General features: G+C 53.4%; 18 protein-coding genes. 3 read left to right on the top strand and 15 right to left on the bottom strand.

Annotation, left to right across the window (positions count from 1 at the left end; genetic code table 11):
- Window positions 1-81: 81 nt before the first annotated feature.
- On the bottom strand, window positions 82-2,865 hold the full coding sequence (locus tag XYCOK13_RS02480) for a calcium-translocating P-type ATPase, SERCA-type (RefSeq protein ID WP_213410296.1): 2,784 nt from the start codon (window positions 2,863-2,865) through the stop codon (window positions 82-84).
- Between the two features lie 225 nt (window positions 2,866-3,090).
- Here XYCOK13_RS02480 and XYCOK13_RS02475 point away from each other — a divergent pair, with 225 nt between their 5' ends.
- On the top strand, window positions 3,091-4,866 hold the full coding sequence (locus tag XYCOK13_RS02475) for an Rqc2 family fibronectin-binding protein (protein ID WP_213410295.1): 1,776 nt from the start codon (window positions 3,091-3,093) through the stop codon (window positions 4,864-4,866).
- 85 nt (window positions 4,867-4,951) lie between these two features.
- Here the strand turns inward: XYCOK13_RS02475 and XYCOK13_RS02470 are convergent, their stop codons facing one another.
- The 13 genes from XYCOK13_RS02470 to XYCOK13_RS02410 all read right to left on the bottom strand — a co-directional run bounded on the left by XYCOK13_RS02470 (window position 4,952) and on the right by XYCOK13_RS02410 (window position 22,983).
- Window positions 4,952-6,505, bottom strand: coding sequence for an ABC transporter substrate-binding protein (locus XYCOK13_RS02470; protein WP_213410294.1), 1,554 nt, complete (start codon window positions 6,503-6,505; stop codon window positions 4,952-4,954).
- A 302-nt stretch (window positions 6,506-6,807) separates the two neighbouring features.
- Complete coding sequence (locus XYCOK13_RS02465) at window positions 6,808-7,455, bottom strand: peptidylprolyl isomerase (protein WP_244864945.1); 648 nt, start codon at window positions 7,453-7,455, stop codon at window positions 6,808-6,810.
- Window positions 7,452-9,941: a transglycosylase domain-containing protein gene (locus XYCOK13_RS02460; protein WP_213410293.1), complete on the bottom strand. Its 2,490-nt coding sequence runs from the start codon at window positions 9,939-9,941 to the stop codon at window positions 7,452-7,454. Before XYCOK13_RS02460 ends, XYCOK13_RS02465 begins: the two co-directional genes overlap by 4 nt.
- 238 nt (window positions 9,942-10,179) lie before the next feature.
- Window positions 10,180-10,422 carry an RNA chaperone Hfq gene (gene hfq, locus XYCOK13_RS02455; RefSeq protein ID WP_213410292.1) on the bottom strand — a complete coding sequence of 81 codons (243 nt, stop codon included), beginning with the start codon at window positions 10,420-10,422 and terminating at the stop codon, window positions 10,180-10,182.
- A gap of 14 nt (window positions 10,423-10,436) precedes the next feature.
- Entirely contained in the window at window positions 10,437-11,396 is a 960-nt protein-coding gene (miaA, locus tag XYCOK13_RS02450) for a tRNA (adenosine(37)-N6)-dimethylallyltransferase MiaA (RefSeq protein WP_213410291.1), read from the bottom strand.
- Entirely contained in the window at window positions 11,393-12,169 is a 777-nt protein-coding gene (locus XYCOK13_RS02445; protein WP_213410289.1) for a class I SAM-dependent methyltransferase, read from the bottom strand. Before XYCOK13_RS02445 ends, miaA begins: the two co-directional genes overlap by 4 nt.
- 13 nt (window positions 12,170-12,182) lie before the next feature.
- A complete protein-coding gene (mutL, locus tag XYCOK13_RS02440) occupies window positions 12,183-14,249 on the bottom strand; it encodes a DNA mismatch repair endonuclease MutL (protein ID WP_213410288.1) in 2,067 nt (688 codons plus the stop codon).
- The gene (locus XYCOK13_RS02435; protein WP_213410287.1) at window positions 14,246-15,697 is read right to left on the bottom strand and encodes a S41 family peptidase; all 1,452 of its coding nucleotides are present in this window, start codon (window positions 15,695-15,697) and stop codon (window positions 14,246-14,248) included. Before XYCOK13_RS02435 ends, mutL begins: the two co-directional genes overlap by 4 nt.
- A 27-nt stretch (window positions 15,698-15,724) precedes the next feature.
- Window positions 15,725-18,433, bottom strand: a complete 2,709-nt coding sequence (mutS, locus tag XYCOK13_RS02430; RefSeq protein WP_213410420.1) for a DNA mismatch repair protein MutS — start codon at window positions 18,431-18,433, stop codon at window positions 15,725-15,727.
- Between the two features lie 49 nt (window positions 18,434-18,482).
- The gene (locus XYCOK13_RS02425) at window positions 18,483-19,646 is read right to left on the bottom strand and encodes a putative amidoligase domain-containing protein (protein ID WP_213410286.1); all 1,164 of its coding nucleotides are present in this window, start codon (window positions 19,644-19,646) and stop codon (window positions 18,483-18,485) included.
- Between the two features lie 181 nt (window positions 19,647-19,827).
- On the bottom strand, window positions 19,828-20,406 hold the full coding sequence (locus tag XYCOK13_RS02420) for an outer spore coat protein CotE (protein ID WP_213410285.1): 579 nt from the start codon (window positions 20,404-20,406) through the stop codon (window positions 19,828-19,830).
- Between the two features lie 75 nt (window positions 20,407-20,481).
- A complete protein-coding gene (locus XYCOK13_RS02415) occupies window positions 20,482-21,456 on the bottom strand; it encodes an aromatic acid exporter family protein (protein ID WP_213410284.1) in 975 nt (324 codons plus the stop codon).
- A gap of 6 nt (window positions 21,457-21,462) precedes the next feature.
- On the bottom strand, window positions 21,463-22,983 hold the full coding sequence (locus XYCOK13_RS02410) for a carboxypeptidase M32 (protein WP_213410283.1): 1,521 nt from the start codon (window positions 22,981-22,983) through the stop codon (window positions 21,463-21,465).
- 157 nt (window positions 22,984-23,140) lie between these two features.
- Here XYCOK13_RS02410 and XYCOK13_RS02405 point away from each other — a divergent pair, with 157 nt between their 5' ends.
- Together XYCOK13_RS02405 and XYCOK13_RS02400 are read left to right on the top strand one after the other, a co-directional pair.
- Window positions 23,141-23,497: an iron-sulfur cluster biosynthesis family protein gene (locus XYCOK13_RS02405; RefSeq protein WP_213410282.1), complete on the top strand. Its 357-nt coding sequence runs from the start codon at window positions 23,141-23,143 to the stop codon at window positions 23,495-23,497.
- A gap of 27 nt (window positions 23,498-23,524) precedes the next feature.
- Window positions 23,525-24,091, top strand: coding sequence for a beta-class carbonic anhydrase (locus XYCOK13_RS02400; RefSeq protein ID WP_213410281.1), 567 nt, complete (start codon window positions 23,525-23,527; stop codon window positions 24,089-24,091).
- Window positions 24,092-24,211: 120 nt separating this feature from the next.
- On the opposite strand, the gene XYCOK13_RS02395 is transcribed toward XYCOK13_RS02400, so the two are convergent.
- Entirely contained in the window at window positions 24,212-24,772 is a 561-nt protein-coding gene (locus XYCOK13_RS02395) for a DUF309 domain-containing protein (protein ID WP_213410280.1), read from the bottom strand.

The raw sequence follows: 24,772 nt of genomic DNA, 5'->3' as shown, positions 1-24,772 counted from the left end.
AGCTGTCCCTCATCTAGCGAGTCAGGGACAGCTTTGGTGCTTTTCTGTTTTTATTGCAGCCGTGGGCAACTTGAATTGCCCTTAGCGGGAAACTGGGCTGCCTGCCGGTCCGCCGTAACGAAGCGTACGCTTCGGGCGTCTGCGGCCGCCGAGCACGCTGCCGATGCCGAACAATATGGTCGGTACCGCAGCCAGGACGAGGACGAGCATCCAGTCGCGCAGGGCCAAATCAACCGTCTTGAAGATCGGCTGGAGCGGCTCGAGATACATGACGCACAGCATCAGCACAACGGAGGACAGGACAGCGAACACCAGCGCCTTGTTCTCCAATAGCTTGCGGTGAAAGATAGAGCGGGAGCTGCGGCAATCAAAGACATGAATCAACTGAGCCATAACTAATGTAGCGAAGGCAACCGTTTGCGCTTTGGCCAAATCATTCGTTTCGTTCAGCGCAATCCAGAAGGCGGCTAGCGTGCAGATGCCGATCATGACGCCGCGGCTGATAATTTTCCAGCCAAGCCTGCGAGCGAAGATGTTCTCCTTCGGCGATCTCGGCTTCTGCTTCATCAGATCGTCTTCTGCCTTATCGACCCCAAGCGCTAGGGCAGGCAAGCCGTCGGTCACTAGATTTACCCACAGGATTTGTATCGGGACGAGCGGCAAGGGCATGCCCATCATCATCGCCAGGAACATCGTCATGATCTCCCCAACGTTGGATGCGAGCAAGTACCGGATAAACTTGCGGATATTCTCATAGATGCCCCGGCCTTCCTCAATGGCCGCAACAATCGTCGCGAAGTTGTCATCGCTAAGAACTAGCGCAGATGCTTCCTTCGTCACGTCCGTCCCTGTAATGCCCATCGCAATGCCGATATCCGCAGATTTGATAGCCGGAGCATCGTTGACCCCATCTCCGGTCATAGCTACTACGTGGCCTTTGCGCTGCAGCGATTTGACTATCCGCAGTTTATGCTCCGGCGAAACGCGCGCGTACACGTATACTTGGTCTACCTGCTCATCCAGCTCGTCATCGCTCATATTGGCCAGCTGACGGCCATTCAGCACAAGCCCTTTCTCCGGCAGCAAGCCTAGCTGCCTGGCGATTGCTTCCGCGGTCAGCTGGTGGTCTCCCGTAATCATAACCGTTTTGATGCCGGCCGCTTTACACTTCGAGATTGCCTGCCGAACTTCCTTGCGCGGCGGATCGATCATGCCAGTCAGGCCAACGAAGATCAGTCCCTTTTCCGCATCGGCTTCCTGCTCGCATACTTCTCCCGCTTTTACCTCCCGGTATGCGCTGCCCAAAACCCTAAGGGCATTTTTCGCCATCGCTTCATTGGCAGCAGCCACTTTCTGGCGAAGGGTATCTGTAAACGGGATCACCTTGTCTTCCCACAGGATGTGCGTACAGCGGGAAAGGAGCATATCCGGCGCTCCCTTCGCATACAGAAGCCGCCCCCCTTGGTGCTGAAGCAGTACCGACATCATCTTGCGCTCGGAATCGAACGGAAATTCTGCAATACGGTCATACAGGCCCGATAAGCCGGAGGCTGTTATGCCCGCTTTTGCGCCCAGCACGATAAGCGCACCTTCTGTTGGATCTCCGTTTACGACCCATTCCTGGCGCTCCTTTTTTTTGCCCTGCTTCTTCCCTTCCCCTCCTGCTGGTGCCACAGCCTGTTCGAGCACCGCATTATTGCAGCTGACGGCGATTTGCAGCAGCCGTCTAAGCCCCGAATTTTCGCGAATGTCCACCTTCTGTTTGCCATGCATGATCTGGCCGACCGGCTCATAGCCTTGGCCTGTTACCTCAAGCAGCTGTCCGCCCTGCCATAGATGCGTCACAGTCATTTTGTTCTGGGTCAAGGTACCGGTCTTATCCGAGCAGATCACAGAAGCGCAGCCCAAGGTTTCAACGGACGGGAGCTTGCGCACAATTGCCTTGCGCTTGATCATGCGCTGTACGCCGAGCGCAAGCGCAATCGTAACAATGGCCGGCAATCCTTCCGGTATGGCGGCGACTGCGAGGCTGACGCCGGCAAGGAACATGCCATAGGACGGCTGTCCGTGCAGAATGCCAGCTACAACAACGAGAACCGTCAAGGCAACGGCAACACCGATCAAAATTTTGCCTAGCTGCTCAAGTCTGTGCTGCAGCGGCGTATCCATGGTTTCCGTACTTTGGATCAAGTCCGCTATTTTCCCCATCTCTGTTTGCATGCCTGTTCCAATGACAATCCCTTTGCCGGAGCCCTTCGTCACCATGGTTCCAAGGAAAGCCATGTTCTTCATATCCCCGAGCGGCACATCCTCATCCGCGATTGCATCCGTCCGCTTATGTACTGGCACAGATTCTCCCGTTAATGCGGATTCCTCAATCTGCAGTCCGGACGCTTCCAACATGCGGATATCGGCTGGAATCCGGTCTCCCCCTTCAAACACGACAATATCGCCAGGGACCAGCTCAGATGCCAGCACTTCCATGCGTTTGCCGTCTCTGACTACTTTGGCGATTGGAGCAGAGAGCTCCTTCAGGGCGCGGAGGGAGCGTTCGGCGCGAAATTCTTGAACAAATCCCAAAATCCCATTCATAATAATGATGGCTACAATCGTGATCGCATCCAAGTATTCGCCAAGCAATCCGGATACGAGAGTCGCTCCCATCAGAACGAGCACCATAAAATCCTTGAATTGATTCAAGAATAAGGCAAGCGGGGAAATTGACTTGCCTTCGGAGAGTACGTTGGGCCCGTATTCCGCTTGCCTGTCTTGCACTTCCGCTGCGGTCAACCCTTTGCGCGGGTCAACCCGCTGGATGGCTGCGGTTTCTTCCGCGCTATACTGATACCACCTTCTCTGACTCATCTCGGCCATTCCCTCCCTAAGTCTTGTCTACGCTAAATGTATTCGAACAAGCCGCAAAATATCCCAATCGAATGAGGCACGCTTCCTCAATCTTTCCATTCCTCCGGAATTTAGGTACAATGACAAAGGAACTGGGCTTCGCTGCACAGCACGAAGTCTGGCTGCTGCCGAACTCAATCCAAACATGCATTCGTGCAAACAAATTCGATACTGGAGTTGTCTCTCATGGCCTTAGACGGATTAGTCGTTCGCGCCATTGCCAACGAGCTGCAAGCGTGCGTTGGCGGCCGCATTCATAAAATTCATCAGCCTTCCCCGCACGATATCGTCTTGCAAATTCGTTCCCGCGGCGTTTCCCGCAAGGTCCTGATCTCCGCAAGCCCGACCTATCCGCGCGTTCACGCAACGGAACGAACATTTGTTAACCCGCTTGAAGCGCCGATGTTCTGCATGCTGCTTCGCAAGCACTTTGAAAATGCGGTGATCGAATCCATCCGCCAGGAAGGAGCCGAACGCGTTCTCCACCTGGACGTTCGCCAGTCGGACGAATTAGGAGATATCAATGCGAAGCGCCTGATCATCGAGCTAATGGGGCGTCATAGCAACATCATCATTACCGATCCTTCAACCGGTACGATCGTCGATGGCATACATCATGTCACACCAGCGATCAGCAGTTACCGGGTTGTGATGCCCGGTACTCTGTATACAAATCCGCCAGCGCAGGACAAAGCAGATCCCTTCCAAGAAACGGAGCTGCAATGCCTCGAACGCATGCTGCAAGCAAACGACGAGGAACAGGCCATGAAGGCGTCTGCCTGGCTTGTGCACACTTACAGCGGGATTAGTCCGCTGGCTGCCAGGGAAGTCGTGCATCGAAGCGGTCACAGCATTCACACCGATATGCGAACGTTCGTGCAAGAGCCCGCAAGCGGCCAAAAGCTGGCACATAGCTTCCTGCAGACAGTTCGGCTAGTAGCGGAAAATCACATTGAACCAAACATCACAGCAGACGAGCAAGCAGACAAAAGCTATTTCTCGGCCATCGCATTGTCTCATGTAGACGGCACAGCTGTGCGCTTCCCATCGATTAGCGACTGCTTGGACACTTATTTCGGGGAAAAAGCGGAACGGGATCTGGTGAAGCAAAAAACGGCCGACTTGGAACGCTTCCTGCTAAATGAAATTGCCAAAAATGCGAAGAAAATAGATAAGCTCAAGGAAGCAGCGGCCGATGCCGAGCAAGCGGAGCGATACCGCATTATGGGCGAGCTGATTACGGCTAATTTGTACCAGATGGAACGCGGCATGGAACATATGGACGTCATCAACTACTACGATGAACAGCAAGCACCCATTACCATCCCGCTTGACCCGCAGTTAACCCCGTCGGAAAACGCGCAGCGGTACTTCAAGAGGTACACAAAGGCCAAAAACGGCCGCATTGCGGCGCGCGAGCAATTGGAGTCTGCTTCTGCGGAAATCAAATATTTGGAAAGCGTGCTCGTCCAGCTGCGCAATGCTTCCCTGCAGGATATTGAAGAAATCCGGGACGAACTGGCCGAGGAAGGGTATGTTAGGCAGCGCAACAAAAAAGAGAAGCGAAAAAAGAAAAACAACAAGCCCGCAGTGTCTGGATACCTTTCCAGCGAGGGCATTCCTCTGTATGTAGGGAAAAACAACTTGCAAAATGAGTATGTGACGAACCGAATGGCGCATTCTTCCGATACTTGGCTGCACACAAAGGATATCCCCGGCTCGCATGTCGTCATTCGCAGCCGGGAATACGGCGATGCCACGCTGGAGGAGGCAGCCATGCTAGCCGCTTATTTCAGCCAAGCAAGGGAATCCAGTCAAGTTCCGGTCGACTACACCTTGATTCGCCACGTTCGCAAGCCGAACGGCGCCAAGCCTGGCTATGTCATCTACGACAACCAGAAAACCGTTTATGTTACACCAGACAAGGAACGAATAGATAAACTGAAGCCGTTGAATTCGTAAGACTCCGTTAGAAAAGGGCTGTCCTTTCCGAACGAAACAACTTCGATCGGAGGGGCAGCCCTTTTGCATGAAACGGGATTAAGCTTTACTTGTTAGCCAAAAATTCATCAAATTGCCTTTGCTTCTCTTCAATAATTTTATCCAAGCCTGCGGCTTTCAATTTGGCGATATATTGAGGTACGATTTCTTCCGGGTCTACCGAGCCTGTTTCCAGTGCGTCATCATATTCCTGACGGATGTTGACAACTGCGGCCACTTCTGTCTTCACCGGTTCAGAGTTGAAGGTGAAGCCAAGTGCCGGGGACGGATGTCCGGCGTTATTGAACTCCCGGAACTGTTCCCATTTCTGCGGATCTTCCGAATCCCATACATAGTTCAAAAATTGGCTGCCAAACATCCAGGCGGCGCCAGGCGCATAGTCGCCTTGCTTTTCGGTTGGCGAAATAATTTCGCCATTCCGCGTGTAATGTTCGTTTTCAAGTCCGAAGTTCAGCAAATTGTTCAAGTATTTGTCCGAATGCAGCAGGTTAATGAACATGAGCGCTCGCTCCGGGTTCGCGGAAGTGGAGGAAATTGCCAGCATCGAGCCTGCTGTTTCTGACGTCGCAATCGTACGTTCTGTCAATTCCAGCTGCTGCAGCTTGCCGATCAAGCCTGTTGCCGATGCAAGCTCAGCGTCTTTCCCCGGTTTCAATGGCTGCACGGTCATGAACACATTGCCGTTTTTCAGCGCATCCTGCGAAGAAAGCGTAGTGGTAGTGGCGTCTGCGTTAATATAGCCAGCCAAGAAATACTTGCGTGCTGTCCTCAGGTTTTCCATATATTCCGGATATTCAAAGCGCGGCTTCACAGTCGTATCGTCTCTGTCCTTGCGAATGACCCCTGGAATATTGTTGTCGCCGAGGAAGTCCCAATTGGCCAGGAAGTGCGCATTGACAAAGTCGCCAGGAAGCGCGAACAACGGAATCATTTCCGGCTTGGCTTGCTTCACTTGCTCCAGAATCGGGCCTAGGTCATGAATAGTTTTTACATTGGAGAAATCTAGCCCGAGTTCTTCGGCAATATCGGAGCGGTACACGACACCCCCGCCCGAAGCCAGCTCTTTGTTCGTCGGGATGCCGTAATTCTTGCCGTTAATCTTGGAGCCTTCCAAGAATGCCGGATCCAAGGAATTTACGATAGATTGTCCGGCTTCCGTATTCGCGAGCAGATCATCCAATGCCAAAAATGCGCCCTTGGAGACGTTCACGGAATAGTTGGACCAAGCTGCTGTAAAGTAAATATCCATCGGCTCACGGGATGCGATCATCAGATTGACCTTCTGATCCCATTGTCCCCACTCAATCGGCTGTATATCGATGCTTGCGTTAATCTTTTCCTTCAGATAGCTGTTGATCTCCTCCATGATTCGGTCATGGTCTTTTTGCTTCGTACCAGGGTAGGTGAATGTCAGTTCCACAAAATCCAGGTCTGCCGCTGCATCGCCTCCATTATCGGAAGCATTCGAACTGTCTGAACCGGAATTGCTGTTTGTGCTGCCTGACGTGCTCTGATTGTTGCCGCCACATGCCGCCAGTACCAAAGACATCGTGAAGATGAGCGCCAGCAGCAAGAGCATGCTTTTCTTGGTAGCTTTCATTTCGTAAAACCTCCCTTAAGGTTTGTAAGTGTATGCTAATCCGACCTGGGCCGGTAGTAGCCGCAACTGCTGAAATCAGGGAAATCCTTAACGAGAAAACCTTGTGTGCATATATTCAGACTATTCTGCCGTCCATATGCAAACGCTTACACAGCTATGTTGGTATAAATAATAAAGCGCTTTCATTCCTTTGTACAGCACTATTGTTACCTCTCTATCACCATTATGACTTTGGCCCGATTAAATGGGCCTGGACATAGAAAAAGGAGCTGTTGATTTCCCATGAATCAACAGCTCCTTCTTCATCCTGCTATGATATCCACTTTTTGTATATATATATCCTCTGTTGGCATACTGGGCGGCTCTACATTCGGATTTGCCTTGGGATTCATTTTTACCGGTGCGCTCGCAATATCCTCCACTACGTCCATCCCCTCGGTCACCTTGCCAAAAATCGTATAGTTCGGACGTTCGTTCAGCGAATAGCTGGAAGGACCGGAACAGATAAAAAATTGGCTGCCATTCGTGTTTGGCCCTCCATTGGCCATCGCCACTATCCCTGGCTCATACACATGCGGGGATGGCAGTTCGTCTTCAAAGCGGTAACCAGGTCCGCCTGTACCGTCTCCAATCGGATCCCCCGTCTGGATCATGAAATGCTGGATAATGCGATGGAACGTCACGCCATCGTAAAATCCTTGTTCTGCGAGAAACACAAAGTTATTTACTGTGATTGGCGCGTCTTTGGCAAACAGCTCCAGTGTGATAATCCCCTTGGAGGTATGCAGCTTCGCTGTATAATTACGCTCCGGGTCGATTGTCATTTCCGGCGGTTCCGGCCATTGCATCGCTATCGCCTGTTTGCCGCCATCCCCGTCTTGATTTTGGCCGCAAGCCGCGAGCACCGTCAGGATGCTCACGACGGCCAAGCACTTCATCCATTTGCTCATGGAACATCTGCTCCTTCTTGAATCATTTCTTCTAGCTCTCTCATTTCTCTTGAATTGCCATTGGCTTGTTGCGGATTGCGCTCTTGGTTGCGATTCCCATTGTCAGGCTCTGTTGTTCCATCGTGCTGTTCGCCGCCATTGTGCAGCTCATCCTCATCTGGAAATTCCCCTTCTATCGGTTCCCCGACACCCGGCTCCATTCCACCATTCGCGTCTTCCGGCAATTCCGATTCATTCTCCTCTTCCCCTCCGCCCGGGTTGAGAATATCGTCCAAATCGATATCCGGCAACGTGTCGCTCTGGTCAGGAACGGTGACGGTTACTTGCGACGAAGAATTGCTCTCCAACGGATTCCCCGTCTGATATACACGGACGACGTACGTGTAAGTTTCGCCGGGCAGCACGGTCAAATCCTGAATTTCTGTGACCGGGGTCGTGGTGATCAAAGTAAATTCCTCCTCACCGGAAGCCTTTCGGTAGACGCGGTAACCATCGGCACCTTGTACGGAGGACCAGCTAAGCAACACTTTCGGTTCCAGTTCGTCAGGGAATACCTGCAAATCTTGCACGCCCGGCGGTCTTTTTGCCAGATCTTCTACGCCCTCAGGCTTGGTGAACGGAACGATCTGACGGTCCGCAAGAGATTCCGTCAGCACTTCGGCGAACATCTTGGCTGGGGTGAAGCTGCCTGATGTTACAATATGCTCCTTATCCCTGGCATCATACCCCATCCATACCGAGGCCGTCACTTCCGGCGTATAGCCGACAAACCAGACATCCCAGTAGGCATTGCCTGAATCCACTCCCCCTACTCCCGGTTGAGTGGAACCGGTTTTCCCTGCTGACGGCCGCTGCATTCTGGCGTTAGTGCCCGTACCTTGATGTACGACCCTCTCCAGCATGCGAGTCATATAATACGCAGTTTGCTCACTCATCACCCGCTTCGTATTCGGCTTGTGCTCGTATAAAATGTGGCCATCCCGTGTCTCGACCTTACGCACGGTGAAAGCCTCGTTCCAGATCCCGTGATTGGCAAAGGCAGCGTATGCCTCCGCCATCTCGATCGGAGTCGCTCCGTAGGTAAGCCCGCCCAGCGCAATCGCCAGATTGCGGTCATTCTGCTTGTCAAGCTCAATCCCCAGCTTCTCAGCGAAGGCCATGCCGTTCGCCACACCAATTTCGTTGAGCAGCCAGACAGCCGGAACATTGATCGAGTCCTCAACCGCCTTCATCATCGTTACTTCACCCAAATAGCGCTGATTGTAATTGCGCGGCGAATAGTCGCCAAAGGACATGCGCTCATCTGGAAGAAGCGAATACGGCGTATACCCATAATCCTCAATTGCCGGGGCAAAACTGACAATCGGCTTAAACGAAGATCCAGGCTGTCTCTTGACGGTCGCGCGGTTCCAGCCGCGCGGCTGGTAGTCCCGGCCCCCCATCACGCCCAAAATGCGGCCGTCATGGTGATCCAGCACGACCATAGCGCCTTGCATGATATCATCGCTTGTGCCTTTCGGGAACAGCTCCTCATTCTTAAATTTGCTTTCCAGTACACGCTGTGTCTTCACATCCAGGTTGGTATAGATTCTGTAGCCGCCAAAGAACACTTGATCCGCTGTCAAACCGGCCTTTCGTTCAAGCTCCCCCAGTACAACATCGACATAGGACCAATACGCTTCTTTGTCCGCTGAGCGTTTCGGCTCCACATATTCCACGCGAACAGCTTCATCATGCTGCGCTTGCGTGATATACCCTTGATCGAGCATGAGCTTCAGTACGACGGCCCGGCGCTCTTTCGACTTGACTGGATCGGCAATCGGATTGTACGTGTTGGGCCCTTTCGGCATTGCGGCCAGCGTCGCAATCTCCCACAATTCCAGCTCGGATACTTCCTTGTTGAAATAATACTCGGAAGCCACCCCTATGCCGTACAAGTTCCCCCCGAAAAAGATGCGGTTTAAATACATCTCCAGAATCTCGTCCTTGGTAAATCGATTCTCCAAAGCCAGCGCCAACGAGGCTTCCTTGGCTTTGCGGAAAAACGTTCGCTCGGCATTGGTGAACATGTTCTTGGCAAGCTGCTGAGTAATGGTGCTGCCTCCTTCCACCAGACTGCCCTGCATGATGTCCTTGACGATCGCTCTGCCGATCGACCAATAGTCAATGCCAGCATGCTCCTCAAACCGCTTATCTTCCGTTGCAATAAAGGCGTGCTTCACCAGATCCGGAATGTCATCGAATGAAACGAGCACCCGATTTTCCCGAAAAAGCCGCTTGATCTCTTCATCGCGGGCATCGAGAATAATGGACGATTCGGCCATCTCCATCATCTTCATGTTCTCGTTCAATGCCTGATGCCCGCTGACCAAGATCGCTACGTACAAGCTGACCGCACCAATGACGGCTAACAGGCTTAATACCCCCATTCGCACAATCCATCGGCTGAGCGGTGTTTTTTTCTTTTTCTGTTTTGGCTTTGCCATGCCCCCCACCCTTTTCTCTTAGTTTCTCTCCATGTCTATGTGCAGCCCGCACTAGACTGAACCCGCCAAATGACAGATGAGTTGGATTCACGGGTCCAATGCCGCAAAAAATGCTCAAAACTTGCAAGAAGTTCAAGCGCCCTTGCTGGCCCAGTGCTCAAAAAAAACAACCCCCGGTTGGAAAGGGTTGTTTTTCGGGTTATTCTATATACGCATGAAACGTTGCAAAGGTTGCCGATTAGGATTCGGAATCGGGCTCTTGCGGCATTAAGGAAACATTGCGCTGCGGCATAAAAGTGGAGATGGCATGCTTGTAGACCATTTGTTGCTTGCCTTCGCTGTCAATGACAATCGTAAAATTATCAAAGGCACGAATTTGACCGCGAATTTGAAAGCCGTTCGTCAAGTAGACAGTGACCGGAATGTTTTCTTTGCGCAGCTGGTTCAAAAACGTATCCTGAATATTGATTGATTTATTCACTACAGGGTCCCCCTTTAGTCATTGCCTGGTAAATTCAGCTTTTCCGCTATTATACCACTAATTTCCTCGATCTGCTGTACTTTTTTTTGCTCATCCGTGACGTCAAACCAATGAATATCCTTCATGTGCCGAAACCAGGACAGCTGGCGCTTGGCGAACCTTCTCGTATCCTGCTTCAGCCGGGCAATCGCATCCTCCAGCGTACAGCTTCCTTCGAAATAATCGAGAAACTCCTTGTAGCCTAATGCTTGCAGCGCTACGGAGCTTCTGGGCAAGCCTCTGCGGATCAAGCGCTCCACTTCGTCCAGCAGCCCTTCACGCATCATCAGGTCGACACGCTCTTCAATACGTTTATATAAGATCGTACGGTCCATTGTCAACCCAATCAGACATAAATCATACATCGGCTCCTTCTGCTGCCTGGAAAGCTGGTCGCTCATGGTGCGTCCGGTAAGCTTGTATACCTCGAGCGCGCGTATGACCCGGCGCACGTCATTCGGATGAAGTCTGGACGCGGATTGGGGATCAATGGCTGCCAATTCCCGATGAAGCGACTCGTTCCCTTCCAGCTCTGCTTTGCGCTGCATCTCGCTGCGAAACGCCTCATCAGATTCGGCTTCCGAGAACTCGTAGTTGTAGCATACCGATTCGACATAGAGTCCTGTGCCGCCCACAAGGAACGGGAGACGGCCGCGGGCCTGCACGCCGGCTATAGTCTGCCGCGTCAACGCTTGAAAATCGGAAACCGAGAATGCCTCCTCAGGGTCCAAAATATCGATGAGATGATGAGGAACCATGCTCCTCTCCTCGGGCGTCGCCTTGGCTGTCCCGATATCCATGCCGCGGTACACCTGCATCGAATCGCCGGATATGATCTCGCATTGGAACCGCTTAGCCAAGGCGAGACTTAATGCCGTTTTGCCCACCGCTGTCGGGCCGACCAGCACAAGCAGCTTTTGCCTGGCGTTGTTCATAGCGTGATCACCCCATATGCTACTTGATTGGAGGACGTTCCTGTCAGCGAAAAGCCTAAGCGATCGAATGCCCCGCTCCCTTTGCGGTCCTTTAGCACCACGCGTTTGCGCGCAACCCGGCAAGCCTCCTGCACCGATGACAAGTCCAGGGGTGCAGGATTGGCAAGCGCGCGCAGCGGCGAGATGGACGCACTGGCTTCAACCGGTTGCTCAAACATCGGATCGAAATAAATCATGTCGCAGCTGTCGTCGGGACGCGACCGAAGCCATTGCGCATAGTCCGCATGCTGAAGTTGAATACGGGACATGGCTTCCTGCAGCTCGGGCCAGTCCGAAGTGTACGATCGCAGCCCTTCCTTAACCAGTATGTACATTTCCCGGGCACTCTCCAGTGCCGTAACGCTTCCGCGAGGTCCGACGGCATGAGCCAGCATGATCGCATCCGCGGCAAATCCGGCCGTACAATCTACGATATGGTCGCCGCTTTCAGCCTGCACCGCTTTCAGCAGCGGATCATGCCCTCCTCGCACAACTCTCTGCAATCGGACGTAAGCCATATTAGGATGAAAGAACAAGGGCTGTCCTTCCTTGCTGCTATAGCGCAGTCCGTTGTTGGTCAATATAAAGGCGCCGTCTGTTTGGCGCTTCCCCAGCCACCCGGCAACAGATAAGTCCCCGCGTGGCGCATATTGCCCCTTGTAGCAGTCGGCTAGTCGAATGGCCTCCGCTTCCAGCTGCTCGGTAACCTTATGGGATGTCGTAAACCACAGCATGATTTTCACCTGCTTACATTGTGCGTTTGAACATTTTTTCGAGCTCATACTGGGAAAAGCGAATGACAATCGGGCGACCGTGCGGACAAGTATAGGGAATGTTGCAGGCTCGCAAGCGGTCAAGCAGCGTCTCGCATTCCTGGATCGATAAAGCTTGGTTCGCCTTGATCGAAGCTTTGCAGGCACATAGAATGGAGGAAGCTTCCCGAAACTTCGCCAGGTCAACCGCCTTTTTCTCGCGCAGCAGCCACTCGCAAAGCTCTTCGATGACTTGCTGTTCCATCCCTTTCGGCAGCCAGTGCGGGTGAGAGGTCACCTTAAAGGTATTGCCCCCAAACGGTTCCATGTATACGCCAAGCTGCTCAAGATAATAGAATCTGTCCTTCAGCGCAGCCGCTTCCGATGGGGTGAACTCCAATGTAATCGGGACAAGCAGCTCTTGGCTTGCCTCGGCAGGATTGCCAAACTTCTCATAAAACAGCTCGTAGTGAATGCGTTCATGTGCAGCGTGTTGGTCAATGAGAAACATGCCCTCTTCGTTTTGGGCAACGATGTAAGTACCCAATACCTGGCCGACCGGATAAAGCTTCGGCAGGCCGGGAAGAGAATCTGCCGCCTGTTCGGATGCGGACGCATTGTCCGTCTGGATCGCGGGCTGTGCTTGTTCGGCAGACCGCGCTTCCGCCTCCTTCTCCGGATGCTGCGTATGGAACGATGCAGCGTCAGACCGCTCCTCCTGCCCACGAGCAGAAGGTAGTTGAGGGGGCGCGTACAGGCGTCGTGCAATCTCCTCGCCCTGACCGTTCGGCAACGCCGTTTGCCGCTCGCGAACTGCACCGCTAGATCCGCTTGCCCCGGAAGTATAGGCAGAACGTTGCTGTTCTTTAGCGGGCCGCGAGCTTCCCAGCATGGACCTGCCAGGCAAAGACGCCTGATCCGATCGAGCTGGTTCGCTGTTTGTAGACGGTGCCGCCGCAGACCATGCAGTCGGCTCGCTGCCAGACTTCCGGCGTTCTGTGGCCGGGAATGCCAATTGCTCCTGCACTGCCGCAGTTCCCTTCCCTTCGCGCTTGACCGCCTTCGGGATATGGGACATGGCTCCCAGCGCCCGCCTGACCTCCTGCTCGATCCAGGCAAGGAGCTCCGTCTCCTTGCTGAAGCGCACTTCAAGCTTGGCCGGATGCACATTGACATCCACAAGCGAGGGATCCATCTCGATGCGCAGCATAAATACGGGAAAGCGATTGATAGGCAAAAGCGTGTGATAGGCACGCATAACAGCTTGGTTTAAACCGAAATGCCGCACATACCGGCCATTGATTATAGTCGTCATGCCATAGCGGTTGGCCCGGGTAACTTCCGGCTTGGCAGTGTATCCGGTTACGCGGTAATCCGGACTTTCCCCCTCCACAGGAACGAGCGCTTTCGCTATCGAAACGCCGTAGATGGCGGCAGCCGTCTGACGCATGTCCCCGTCTCCGTTCGTCTGCAGCATCAGGTTGTCATTGTGTCGCAAGGAAAAGGCGATGCCCGGATGAGCTAGTGCCATGCGGTATATATAGTCGGATATATGCCCCAGCTCGGTCTGCACCGTCTTCATATATTTCAAGCGGGCAGGCGTATTATAGAACAGGTCCGTGACCGTCATGTCCGTTCCCTGATCGGCTGCGATATCGGCATATTCACGAACCCGGCCGCCTTCCATGACGAGCAGCCTGCCTAGGCCATCCCCGCCTGCCGAAGTAACGCAGCGGACTTTGGCCACTGCGGCAATGCTCGGCAACGCCTCTCCGCGAAATCCCAAGCTGCGAATATGGAATAAATCCCGGCCGCTGGAGATCTTGCTTGTGGCGTGACGCTGAAAGGCCGTCTCGCAATCTTCTGCCGCAATGCCTGAGCCGTTGTCCTGTACGCGGATCAATTCGAGCCCGCCTTCCTTGACCGTAATGTCAATGCGGGTAGCGCCGGCATCCACAGAATTCTCCACCAGCTCTTTCATGACCGAAGCGGGACGCTCAATGACTTCACCAGCGGCGATCTGATTGGCGATATGCTCATCCAGAACTCGAATTCTGCTCACGCAGCCTCATCCTCTATTCCGACATTGCTTGGGGTTGCATGGTCGGCGAAGTGCATGACCCAATCCTGCTGCTCCTTCCAAGAACGAAATGCCGGAAACTGCTTTCCGAAAGCTTCCACATTCACATAATTGATCCCGTTCTCCATGACTACTGCCTCCGAGCCGGATGCAAAGCGCGCACCTCCGCCGAATACCACCTCTTTGGCTTTGCCGTCCCAGGAGATGCTTTCGCCTGCCATTGCGGCCAGGGTACGAACCTGCACAAACAGTTTTCCGTCACGTTCGATTACGCGCAAACGTTCAGGGAAGGAAACGCCGTTCAGCGACCAACCGCTCTGAGCGATTCTCAAAGTGAGTTCTTCTGCTCCTGCAGCACGCAAGGCGAACATCACCTGGCTCGCAGTGCCATGCACTTCGTAGTCCGGAGTTATGCCGACATGATTAACCTGGCGATTGTTTGGAGTAAAGTATTCCTCTACCGTAATTTTCAACACGCCGCCATTCGAAAGCAGAAACGATTGCTGAACGCTTCCTTTGCCGAAAGTCTGTGTTCCCACAACTTTCGCTACGCCATAATCCTGCAAGGCGCCGGCAAGCACTTCCGAAGCGCTTGCACTGCCTTCATTTACAAGGACATAAACAGGGAGCTCCATATTTTTGCCGCCAACAATGCGTACAGGAATGTCTTCCTGGTTGCGGTCGCGGGTATGAATCAGGATTCCTTCTTTTACAAAGTGCTTGGCGAGCAGCTGCGCTGTATTCAAATATCCGCCCGGATTGTCCCGCAGATCAAGCAAAAGCGCCTGCATGCCCTGTTCTTCGAATTGCTCCATCAGTCTGGCAAACTCCAGATTGGCATCCAGCGAGAAGCTGCTGACTTTGATGTACCCGACAGATTCCCGTTCGAACCATCCGCCTGTTACCGATGGAACGCTGATTTGCTTGCGAATCATACGGAGGTCCTTTTCTTCGCCATCGCGCAAAACGGTCACAATGACTGCCGTATTTTCCAATCCCATCACTCTCGCCGTCAGTTCATCCAGACTCTTGCCGATCATGGATTCCTGGTTGACCCGAATGATATAGTCGCCAGGGTACATGCCGCCTTTCTTCGCAGGCGAATCCTCGAACACTTCTACCACATAGATGCCCTTGTCATCCTGTGCGATGCGAATGCCGACGCCAACATATTGCTGCTCAATCCCGCTCTGGAACGATCTCCATTCTTCCGCGGTGAAATATTCGGTGTAAGGGTCGTCAAGCTCTTCCAGCAACCCGTCGATTGTATCCGATTTAAATTCGTCCATATCCATGCCGTTGACGTGAAGCGCCGACAGAAGCTCCTTAACCTCCAGATAAATGTCGTCATTCTCTGCGGCAGCAACCGGAACAGCGGTCATCAGCAAGGAAAAGGTCAGGATAAACAGAAATGATTTCTTCCAGCTCATTGTTATCGACTCCTTTTGTGGGTGTAATTACTCGCTCAGCTTCTGTTTCAATTCGTGCAGAAAGTTAAGTGCCGCAAGCGGAGTCATATTCATTAATTCCGTTCTGCGAATTTGCTCCAATGCAGCTCTTTCTTTCGGCAGCACAGTATCCTCTTCCTTAGTACGACCAGGTGACAGGCCCTTCTCGGCAGCTCGTTCTCGAGCCGTCGGCCCTTGCAGCTTGCCCTCCCGCGGCCAAGGATCGTCCGTTTGTTCAAACAGGCTCAGCTGCTTCACCTGTCTGTTATCCGCTGCTTCTTGCCTGTCGGCAGCCTCTAAAGCAGGCCCCGTTTCCCGTGCAAGCTCAGCCTCCCTGCGCTCGAACCGGCTCAGCAAGGCATACGCCCGCTCAATGACTTCTCCGGGCAACCCTGCCACTCTAGCGCAATAGATGCCATAGCTGGTAGAGGCGGCTCCTTCCGCTAGCTTGCGGAGGAACGTGACCTGTTCCCCGCTTTCCTTCACCGTCATGCTGTAGTTGCGCAGCGAGGACAAGCTCTCTTCCAAATGAGCCAGCTCGTGAAAATGTGTGGACACCAATGTCTTGCAGCCGATTTGATTGTGAAGAAACTCAATGACAGCCTGGGCTATTGCCATGCCTTCTCCTGTCGAAGTGCCTCTGCCCAGCTCATCGATAATGACCAGGCTGCGCGGAGTAGCCCGTTCCGTCATAACGCGAATGTCCATCATCTCGACCATGAAGGTGCTTTGGCCGCCGATCAAATCGTCCGCTGCGCCGATGCGGGTGAATACCCGGTCGATCACGGGGATCGACGCCGATTCCGCCGGAACAAAGCAGCCAATTTGCGCCATTATGGCGATTAATGCCACCTGCCGCATATAAGTGCTCTTCCCGGCCATATTCGGTCCTGTAATCAGCATCGTCCCGCGATCCTGAAGCAGCTGTGTGTCGTTGCGGATAAAGGATTGGCCCGGCATCACAGCCTCCACCACAGGGTGCCGCCCTTCCTTGATCTGCAGGTCAAATCCTTCCGTAAGCTGCGGCTTCCGATATTGGCGCTTCGCGCTCACCTCCGCGAACGACTGGAGGCAGTCAAGCGCTGCGATCACTTCCGCCAGCTTTTGCATGCGGAGATTTTCTCCGGCAATGCGGGTTCGCAATTCGCTGAACAGTTCATATTCCAGGCCGACCATCCGTTCCTCGGCTTCCAGAATCAAGGCTTCCTTCTCCTTGAGCTCGGGCGTCACAAATCGTTCTGCATTCGCCAGCGTCTGTTTGCGCTCGTATTTGCCTTCCGGCAGAGCGGAGAGATTGGCCCTAGTTACTTCGATATAGTAGCCGAACACTTTGTTGAATCCGATTTTGAGCGTTTTGATCCCGGTAGCCTCCCGCTCCTTCCGTTCCAGCTCGGCCAGCCACTGCTTCCCGCCCGTACTGGCCTCCCGCAGCTTGTCCAAATGCGGGTCGTACCCGTCACGGATCATGCCGCCCTCCCTTACGGAAACCGGCGGCTCGTCCTGAATCGCAGAAGCGATCCAGGCAGCTATATCCTCGCAAGCATCGGTATCGGCTACAAGCGCACGCAGTGTCTGCGATTGCGATTCCCGGCACAGCTGCAGCGCAATCGGAACCTTTTCCAGAGAAACCCGAAGCGCCGTCAAATCCCGGGCGTTCGCCGTACCGAAGCAAATCCGGGCAACCAGCCGCTCCAAATCATAGACATCGCGCAAAGCCGTGCGAATTTCCTCCCGCAGGATCAGATCCTGATTCAGTACGCCGACAGCTTCCAGCCTCTCCTCGATTTTGCTCCTCTGCACAAGCGGCTTGTCAATCCACCGGCGCAGCATACGCCCGCCCATTGCCGTGACCGTTTTGTCGAGCACCCACAGCAGCGAGCCTTTTCGCGAGCGGTCTCGCACAGTCTCGGTCAGTTCAAGATTGCGTCGGGTAAACGGATCCAGGACCATAAACTGCTCCGTTTCATATTCCTTGATCTTCGTGAGATGAGACAGCGAGCGCTTCTGCGTTTCCAGCAAATAGCCAAGCAGCCGCGAAACAGCTGTCCGTGAGGAATCCGGCAGCTCGTCCAATCGCGCGGCGCCAAATTGCAGAACCGCCTGCTCGTCCGCAGACCTTTCCCATGCAGTGACAACGGCAGTTCGCGGCCAGCGAGCCGCTTCATCCTCCACAAGCTTCACCATGCCGGGCGGCGCGAGCACCTCCGAGGGCGCATATACCCCCGCCTCTTCAAGAATGGTCGAGGCGCCGGCTCGTGTATGTGTCACATACACCTCCCCTGTAGTCAGATCACAGGCTGCCAAAGCATAGCCTCCTTCTTCTGCAAATAACGACAAAATAAAGTTGTTGCCTGTCTCCGACAAGGTTCTGCCTTCCATGGCCGTGCCGGGCGTAACAATGCGCACAATTTCCCTGCGCACTACCCCCTTGGCCTGTGAAGGATCCTCTACCTGCTCACAGATTGCGACCTTATAGCCCTTCTGTACAAGCCGTGATATGTAGCTTTCCGATGAATGGTAAGGTACGCCGCACATCGGAATTTTCTCGGCAGCGCCTCCATCCCGGCCTGTTAGGGTAATCTCCAATTCTCGCGACGCGCGAATGGCATCTTCGAAGAATAATTCGTAGAAATCGCCTAGACGGAAAAACAAAAAAGCATCAGGCACTTCTGCCTTAATCGCCAAATATTGCTGAATCATCGGCGTGTAATTGGCCATACGCATATCCGGTCCCTTCTGCCAAATCTATCATTCTATTATAACATACTCAGGTCTGGCATTGGTAACGGAACAATTTCCATGCATGACGCATATCGCGATCACAGGACCAAGACTCGCCGGACAACGCTTGATCCCAGAACGGCTTCAGCTTCCGGCTGTACGGGACGTACGCGGGCAAGCTTTGCCATTCCTCATACAATTGTCTGACTACAGGCAGCAGCACCTGCTTGTTTCCCGCATAATAAGCTTCTTGCAGACGTCGATCGAACAAGGAACGGGTTGTCAGCCGCCCGGCATGCTCAGCCGCCAGCTTGCACAGCACGATTGCAGCATAAGTGTATTTCGGAGCAACGAGCCAGCTTGGCAAAGTACGATATTCGAATCCTCCATGCGGCTGGCGGCGCACATCGCCCAAGCATCCATATTTCGGCCTGCGACGAAGCGAAGCGCTGTCCTCCACCATCAAGAACGGCAGCGCTACATATTGATCGAGCGCCCGAACCACCTCGTCCGTCAATGCAATGCCGCTTATATGAATATGGCCGCCCAAGGCTATTCCGCGCACCGGCATACCTGACGCTGCCCAGCGCAAATCTTTGTCCGTTATTTGCCGTGCAGCCCGCACAAGCGCGCCTTTCAAACGACGAAACAGCAGGTCGGGATCGGATGCCGGCTGCGGACGAAGCTCGACGATCGGATGCAGGACTCTGCCGCGTACGCGAATACCGTCGCTTCCCGTCAATCCTCGTCGGCCAACATACCGGGAAGCCAGCGCAATGCGCCCGTTGTCCCGCAGCAGGACAAATTCAGGGTCCATGCCAATCAACACAGGCTGCTTATGAGGCAGGTGGATAGGTCTCGCTGCCAACCGTCCGCTCCCCGACAGTTCCTCGCAAGCAACCACGACAGCAGACTTCCCTCTCAGCTCCAGCTTCACAACTCCTGCTTGCCAGCCGGCGGCATATACCGCCCGCGAGGCTGTGCGCTCCAGCTTGTTCCAGAGCGCGGGATCTTCCTCCTGTACAATCCGTTGGCTTACAGGCTGAAGTCCCGGACCAGACGGCTTAATGGAAACCGCCTGCGCAATCCGGAAATGGTGCACCTGCACGGCGTATCGACGGTACTGGAGAATCTTTGCGGGCTGTGTGCCGTCCGGCGCAACCACAGGTATCCCATTGCGTATTAGGCTTTCTGTCCAATTTTGCGCCACACGCCCATCCCCTTTCCTTTGGCGTCTGAATTGACCGTCGTCCCCTGCCTTTGCCGGAAACGCTGTGCCCTGACAGCATCCGCGTCAGAAATCGATAAGCCCCGTCAACACAGATTATTTACAAAAAAAGAGGGCTTACGCCCCCTCCCTTCAGCTGCATCGCGCATACAGTATAGAGAAATTAAACGAATTCGTCCTCATCATCGAGCAGGTCGGCGTCCAGATCGTCATATTCTTCGTCGCCATGAGCTTCGAAGAAGTCCAATTCTTTGTCCCCGAAATCATTGCATCCGTTCTGGCAAACGACGACGCATACTTTCGTTTCCGCAACCAGCTCCACCTGGTATTCGCGTTCCACGCGGATAAGGACGCCGTCACCGCCTGCTGTGATGCTTGCTTCCACGCAATTCGGTTCCTGTGTCGACGTTGCGCTTACTTCTTCCGTTGAGGCGCGATGCTTGGGATCAACGTAGGAGAGCGGCACTAATTCTACATACGATACCGTTTCTTTGGCAACCTCCGTCTTGGAATTGCTGTCGTAGGAATACCAAATGTTTATATCGTAAGTACCGACAACCTCAATGCCGTCCTCTGCTTTAACCGCTTCATACTGGTGATTGATGATCCATGCGCCAAGTATGCTGGTCGGTTTATGAGGCGGCGTTACCGTATGGGTGACATGGGAGAACTTACGACCTTTGCCGCATACTGCTTTTGTGATGATTTCTCTGCATTGCAGGTCTTTATCTACCATCGACATCTTTTCCAAACCTCCTCCATGCAATCATTCACTAACAAATGTATGCAGGACATTGGTCTAGAGTGACAAAAACTTTCATGCCGATTTCAAAGGTTCTCTCCGCTTTTTTTCCCTTTTGGCCGTTTCGAGGTAGGTGCGAAGCTCCACACAAAGCTGCAAAATTGCCGAGCGAAGCTCGAACTCCTCCCGTGTTGCAGGAAGGTCCATCGCCTGAAAGGCGGCCTCCAGCTCCTTCAAATCCGCTTCCGCTCTTCCCGTGTAGGCATCCGCCTTGACATCCTCGCTTAATTCTTCGAAGACTTGCGCTGTCAGCACCGCCTGCGGCAGCTTATCATAGATTTGCGCGACCAACCCCATCATCCGTCCAATGGATTCCAGCTGGGAGCGGCGCATGTGGAAGTATTCCTGCCAATAGTGCTCATGGCGAAACAGCGCGTTCTCGTCCGCCTGCGCGGCGAGCGAAATTCCCTGCTCCACCGCGTCAACCGCATCGGAATATTCCTTGCCGTCCCACAGGATATGCGGATCGCGCAGATGCTCGGCAATCGCCAAAAAAATGGAGGAGAATTGCCTCTCTGTTCGAGCTCGCAGCTCTCCGAGCTTTTCATCTGCACCAGGCATGTACACCATGTTGACGATCGTAGCACACCCGAGTCCGATCACGAGCAGGGCAATTTCATTGAGCAACATGTCAACGTGAATCCGACCTTCCGTGAAAACGTGCAGCACCACAACGGAGCTGGTAATAATCCCATCCTTTAGTTTGACCTTCGCAAGAATCGGGTAGGCGACGAGGATGAACAAGCCTATGACCCAGTTTTCAAAGCCAAACAAGTAAAAAAGAAATGCTCCGATCAGCAATCCGACGATAGAGGCAAGAAAACGCTGGGTTGCGCTAACGATCCCTCGCTTCCGCGTTACTTCCACGCCAAGCACGGCCAGCAATCCCGCCGATAAGGAGTGGGAAAGGCCAATCCCGCCGGCCAAATAGACAGCCGCTACTGCAGCAACTGCCGTTTTCCACACACGAATGCCAAAAAAGAACTTCATAAGCCATCAGTCAATCCGGTAGATGTCTTTGTATTTGGCCTCAAGGTAATCCGCCAGATACTGGGGATTCAACGGTTCTCCTGTCACGTGCTGGATCACTTCCGCCGGTGTAAGCAGCTTGCCGAACCGGTAAATCCGTTCGCTCAACCAGTCTTTGATCGGATGCAGCTCGCCCCGTTCGATCAATCCCTCGAAGTCTGGCAAGCTTTGCTGGATGGCATGGTATATTTGAGCCGCGTACATATTGCCCAAGGAGTAGGACGGGAAATAGCCGAAAGCGCCGCCCGCCCAATGCACGTCCTGCAGCACGCCTTCCGCATCGCGATTCGCTTTCACGCCCAAATATTCCTCGTACTTGGCGTTCCAGGCTTCTGGCAGTTCCGCAGCTTGCAGCTCGCCGCCGAACAGCGCTTTCTCCAGTTCATAGCGTATCATCACATGCAGGTTGTACGTTAACTCGTCAGCCTCAATCCGGATGAGCGATGGCTGCACAACGTTGATCGCCCGGTAAAAATCATCCGGCTGCACCTGGTCGAAGGCGCCCGGAAATGCCTGTTGCAGCTCCTTGAAGTACCGTCGCCAAAAAGGCCGGCTGCGGCCTACCTTGTTTTCCCAGAACCGCGACTGCGACTCATGAATTCCCATAGAAGTTCCCGTACACAATACCGTCCCCATCAAATCCTGAGAAAGGTTTTGTTCATACAAAGCATGTCCGCCTTCATGAATAGTCGAAAACAAGGAGAAGCTGATATCATCGGGGCGGAAGCTCGTCGTGATCCGCACATCGCCCGGATTGAGCCCGGTTGCGAACGGGTGAACGCTCTCGTCCAATCGTCCGGCTGCGAAATCATATCCCATCTGCTCGAGTATGTAATGACTAAACTTGCGCTGTTCTTCCTTATCATAAGAGCGTTTGAGGAAGGAGCTGTCCGGTTGGTGGGGAGAAGATGCGATCTTCTGCAGCAAAGGAACGGTGCGTGAACGCAGCTCGCCAAATACCTTATCCAGCTGTCCGGTCGTCATGCCCGGCTCATATTGATCCAGCAAGGCGTTGTACGGATGGCCCTCATACCCCCATCGTTCAATAAACTCTTTCGTATAGGCAATGATTTTCTCCAGATAAGGCAGGAACATGGCAAAATCGGATGCTTCCTTTGCATCCTCCCATACCGATTCGGCTTGTGAGGTGAGCACAACGAATTCCTCATAGCGGTCCTGTGGAATTTTGGTGCTTCTTTCATATTCCTTCTTGCACTCCTCCACCATTTTGCGATCGACTTGCTCCAGCTGCTGCTGTACGTCTTCAGCCGACAATCGCTGCAATGCCCTGCCCATCTCCGGGGAAGTCTGGAGCTTGAACATCTCCCCGCTCAGCATGCCGATCACAGCGGATCGGCCCTCCACCGCCCGGCGCGGCGCTCCTGTACGCAGATCCCAGTACATGACGCCCAAAGCCTCTTCATACGATTTCATCTTTTGGACCAATTGCCGAAATGATGCAAGCTCTTCCTTCCAATCTGTATGCATGCAGCATCTGCTCCCTTCGAAAGTGGATGATTAAAATTTTAACACATGCAGGGAGAAATACGAAAAAAGTTGTGGTACAATAGGCAGGATCGCTCGCTCACAAGATTCGCTCATACTCGTCTCATCACTTTTCATTCCAAGAATGCGGGGTGTATAAATGGAAATGTTTCTTACAGACGCGGCTGCCCAATCGCTGCGTCAATCGCTGAGTGAAGAGGATGTCCTCTGGATTCACTATGATTCGGAAGGGTGCGGCTGCGCTGTTTCCGGTGTTGCCGCGCTTACGGTGCTGCCGCGTCAACAGCTGCCGGCTGAGCCTTATATCGAAGCGAGCCTGCTTCAATCAGCGAGCCCTCAACCTATTATTATGCTGAAGCGTCATGCCGTATTTTTCGACGAACAGATGACGCTGGACTTCCGGGAAGATACGAAAGGCTTCGTCTTGAAAAGCAGCGGGCAAATTTACGGCAACGATCTTACGCTTCAGTCTGCGGGCACTGCGCAAAACATATGAAATTAGAATGTAAATGAGGTGTTGCACATGAACCGCAATTTGGACAATATCCTGGCGCACAACGAACATTTTGTTGTCAATAAAGAATATGAGAAGTACGCCACTTCCAAGTTTCCTGAGAAGAAGATGGTTATCTTGACTTGCATGGATACGCGATTGACCGAGCTGCTGCCGAAGGCGATGAACTTGAAAAACGGCGATGCGAAAATTATTAAGAATGCCGGTGCAATCGTCCTGCAGCCCTTCGGCAATATTATGCGCAGCATTCTGGTTGCCCTGTACGCGCTAAAAGCGGAAGAGGTTGTCGTCGTCGGACACCACGATTGCGGGATGACGGGCTTGAATTCTGAAACCATGCTGCAAAAGATGTATGACCGCGGCATAGCCGAGGATACGGTCACTACGCTGAAGCATGCCGGCATCCACCTGAATCGCTGGCTTATTGGCTTCGACAATGTGCGGGATGGCGTCGTCAATAGTGTGGAGATTATCCGGAACCACCCGCTTCTCCCGAAGAATGTACCCGTTCACGGCCTTATCATCGATCCCCATACCGGGGCGCTAGATCTTGTCATTAACGGTTACGAGTACTAAAGCGAGCAGTACAAGAAAGAAGGAGCTGCCTCCAAAGTCATACGATGACTTCGGGACAGCTCCTTCTTCATGCCCTGCGTGAATGCTCATCAGTGCCGACAAAATCGCGGCCGGCATGGTTCAGTCAGATGTGCGTTTGCGCAGCCAGGCTTCCTGACGAGCCTTCATCACATCGCTGCGATCACGCAGCTTGTGCTTGTGGATGAGAGAAGCTTCGTCCATCCTGCTGGGCGCAAGCCACATTAGACCGCGGCGTTCCGCTTCAGCTCGACTTGCTTGAAGAAGCGATTGGTCAACGATTGGCAGGACAGGGTCGGCAAACCTGCTTTCGTTTTGCTCCTGCAAACCTTCAGAAGAAGCAGTCTCCAGCTTGCACTGCCAATGCTCCGTCATTGAATTCAACCGCTCTGCGTCAAGACCAGCCTTGTTCAAAAGCAAGGGCATCCCCGTTGCACGCATGCGACTGCGTGCCTGCTTCAGCATTTTCAGCGCTCCGGCGAAGTTTCCCCTTCGTTCGTGATAAGCCGTCACCGCCAATTGTATGCAGACATGCCATACTTCCTTCAACGGATCATCCGGATGCTCCTTCCAATATTCTTCCATCACTTCATGGCACTCGAAGTAATCTCTTGCCGCATGGAAATAAACGAGATAGTCGACATACGCTTTCGGATAATTCAA

This window comes from Xylanibacillus composti (assembly GCF_018403685.1).
Classification (GTDB): domain Bacteria; phylum Bacillota; class Bacilli; order Paenibacillales; family K13; genus Xylanibacillus; species Xylanibacillus composti.
This window is presented reverse-complemented; position numbering and strand designations above follow the sequence as displayed.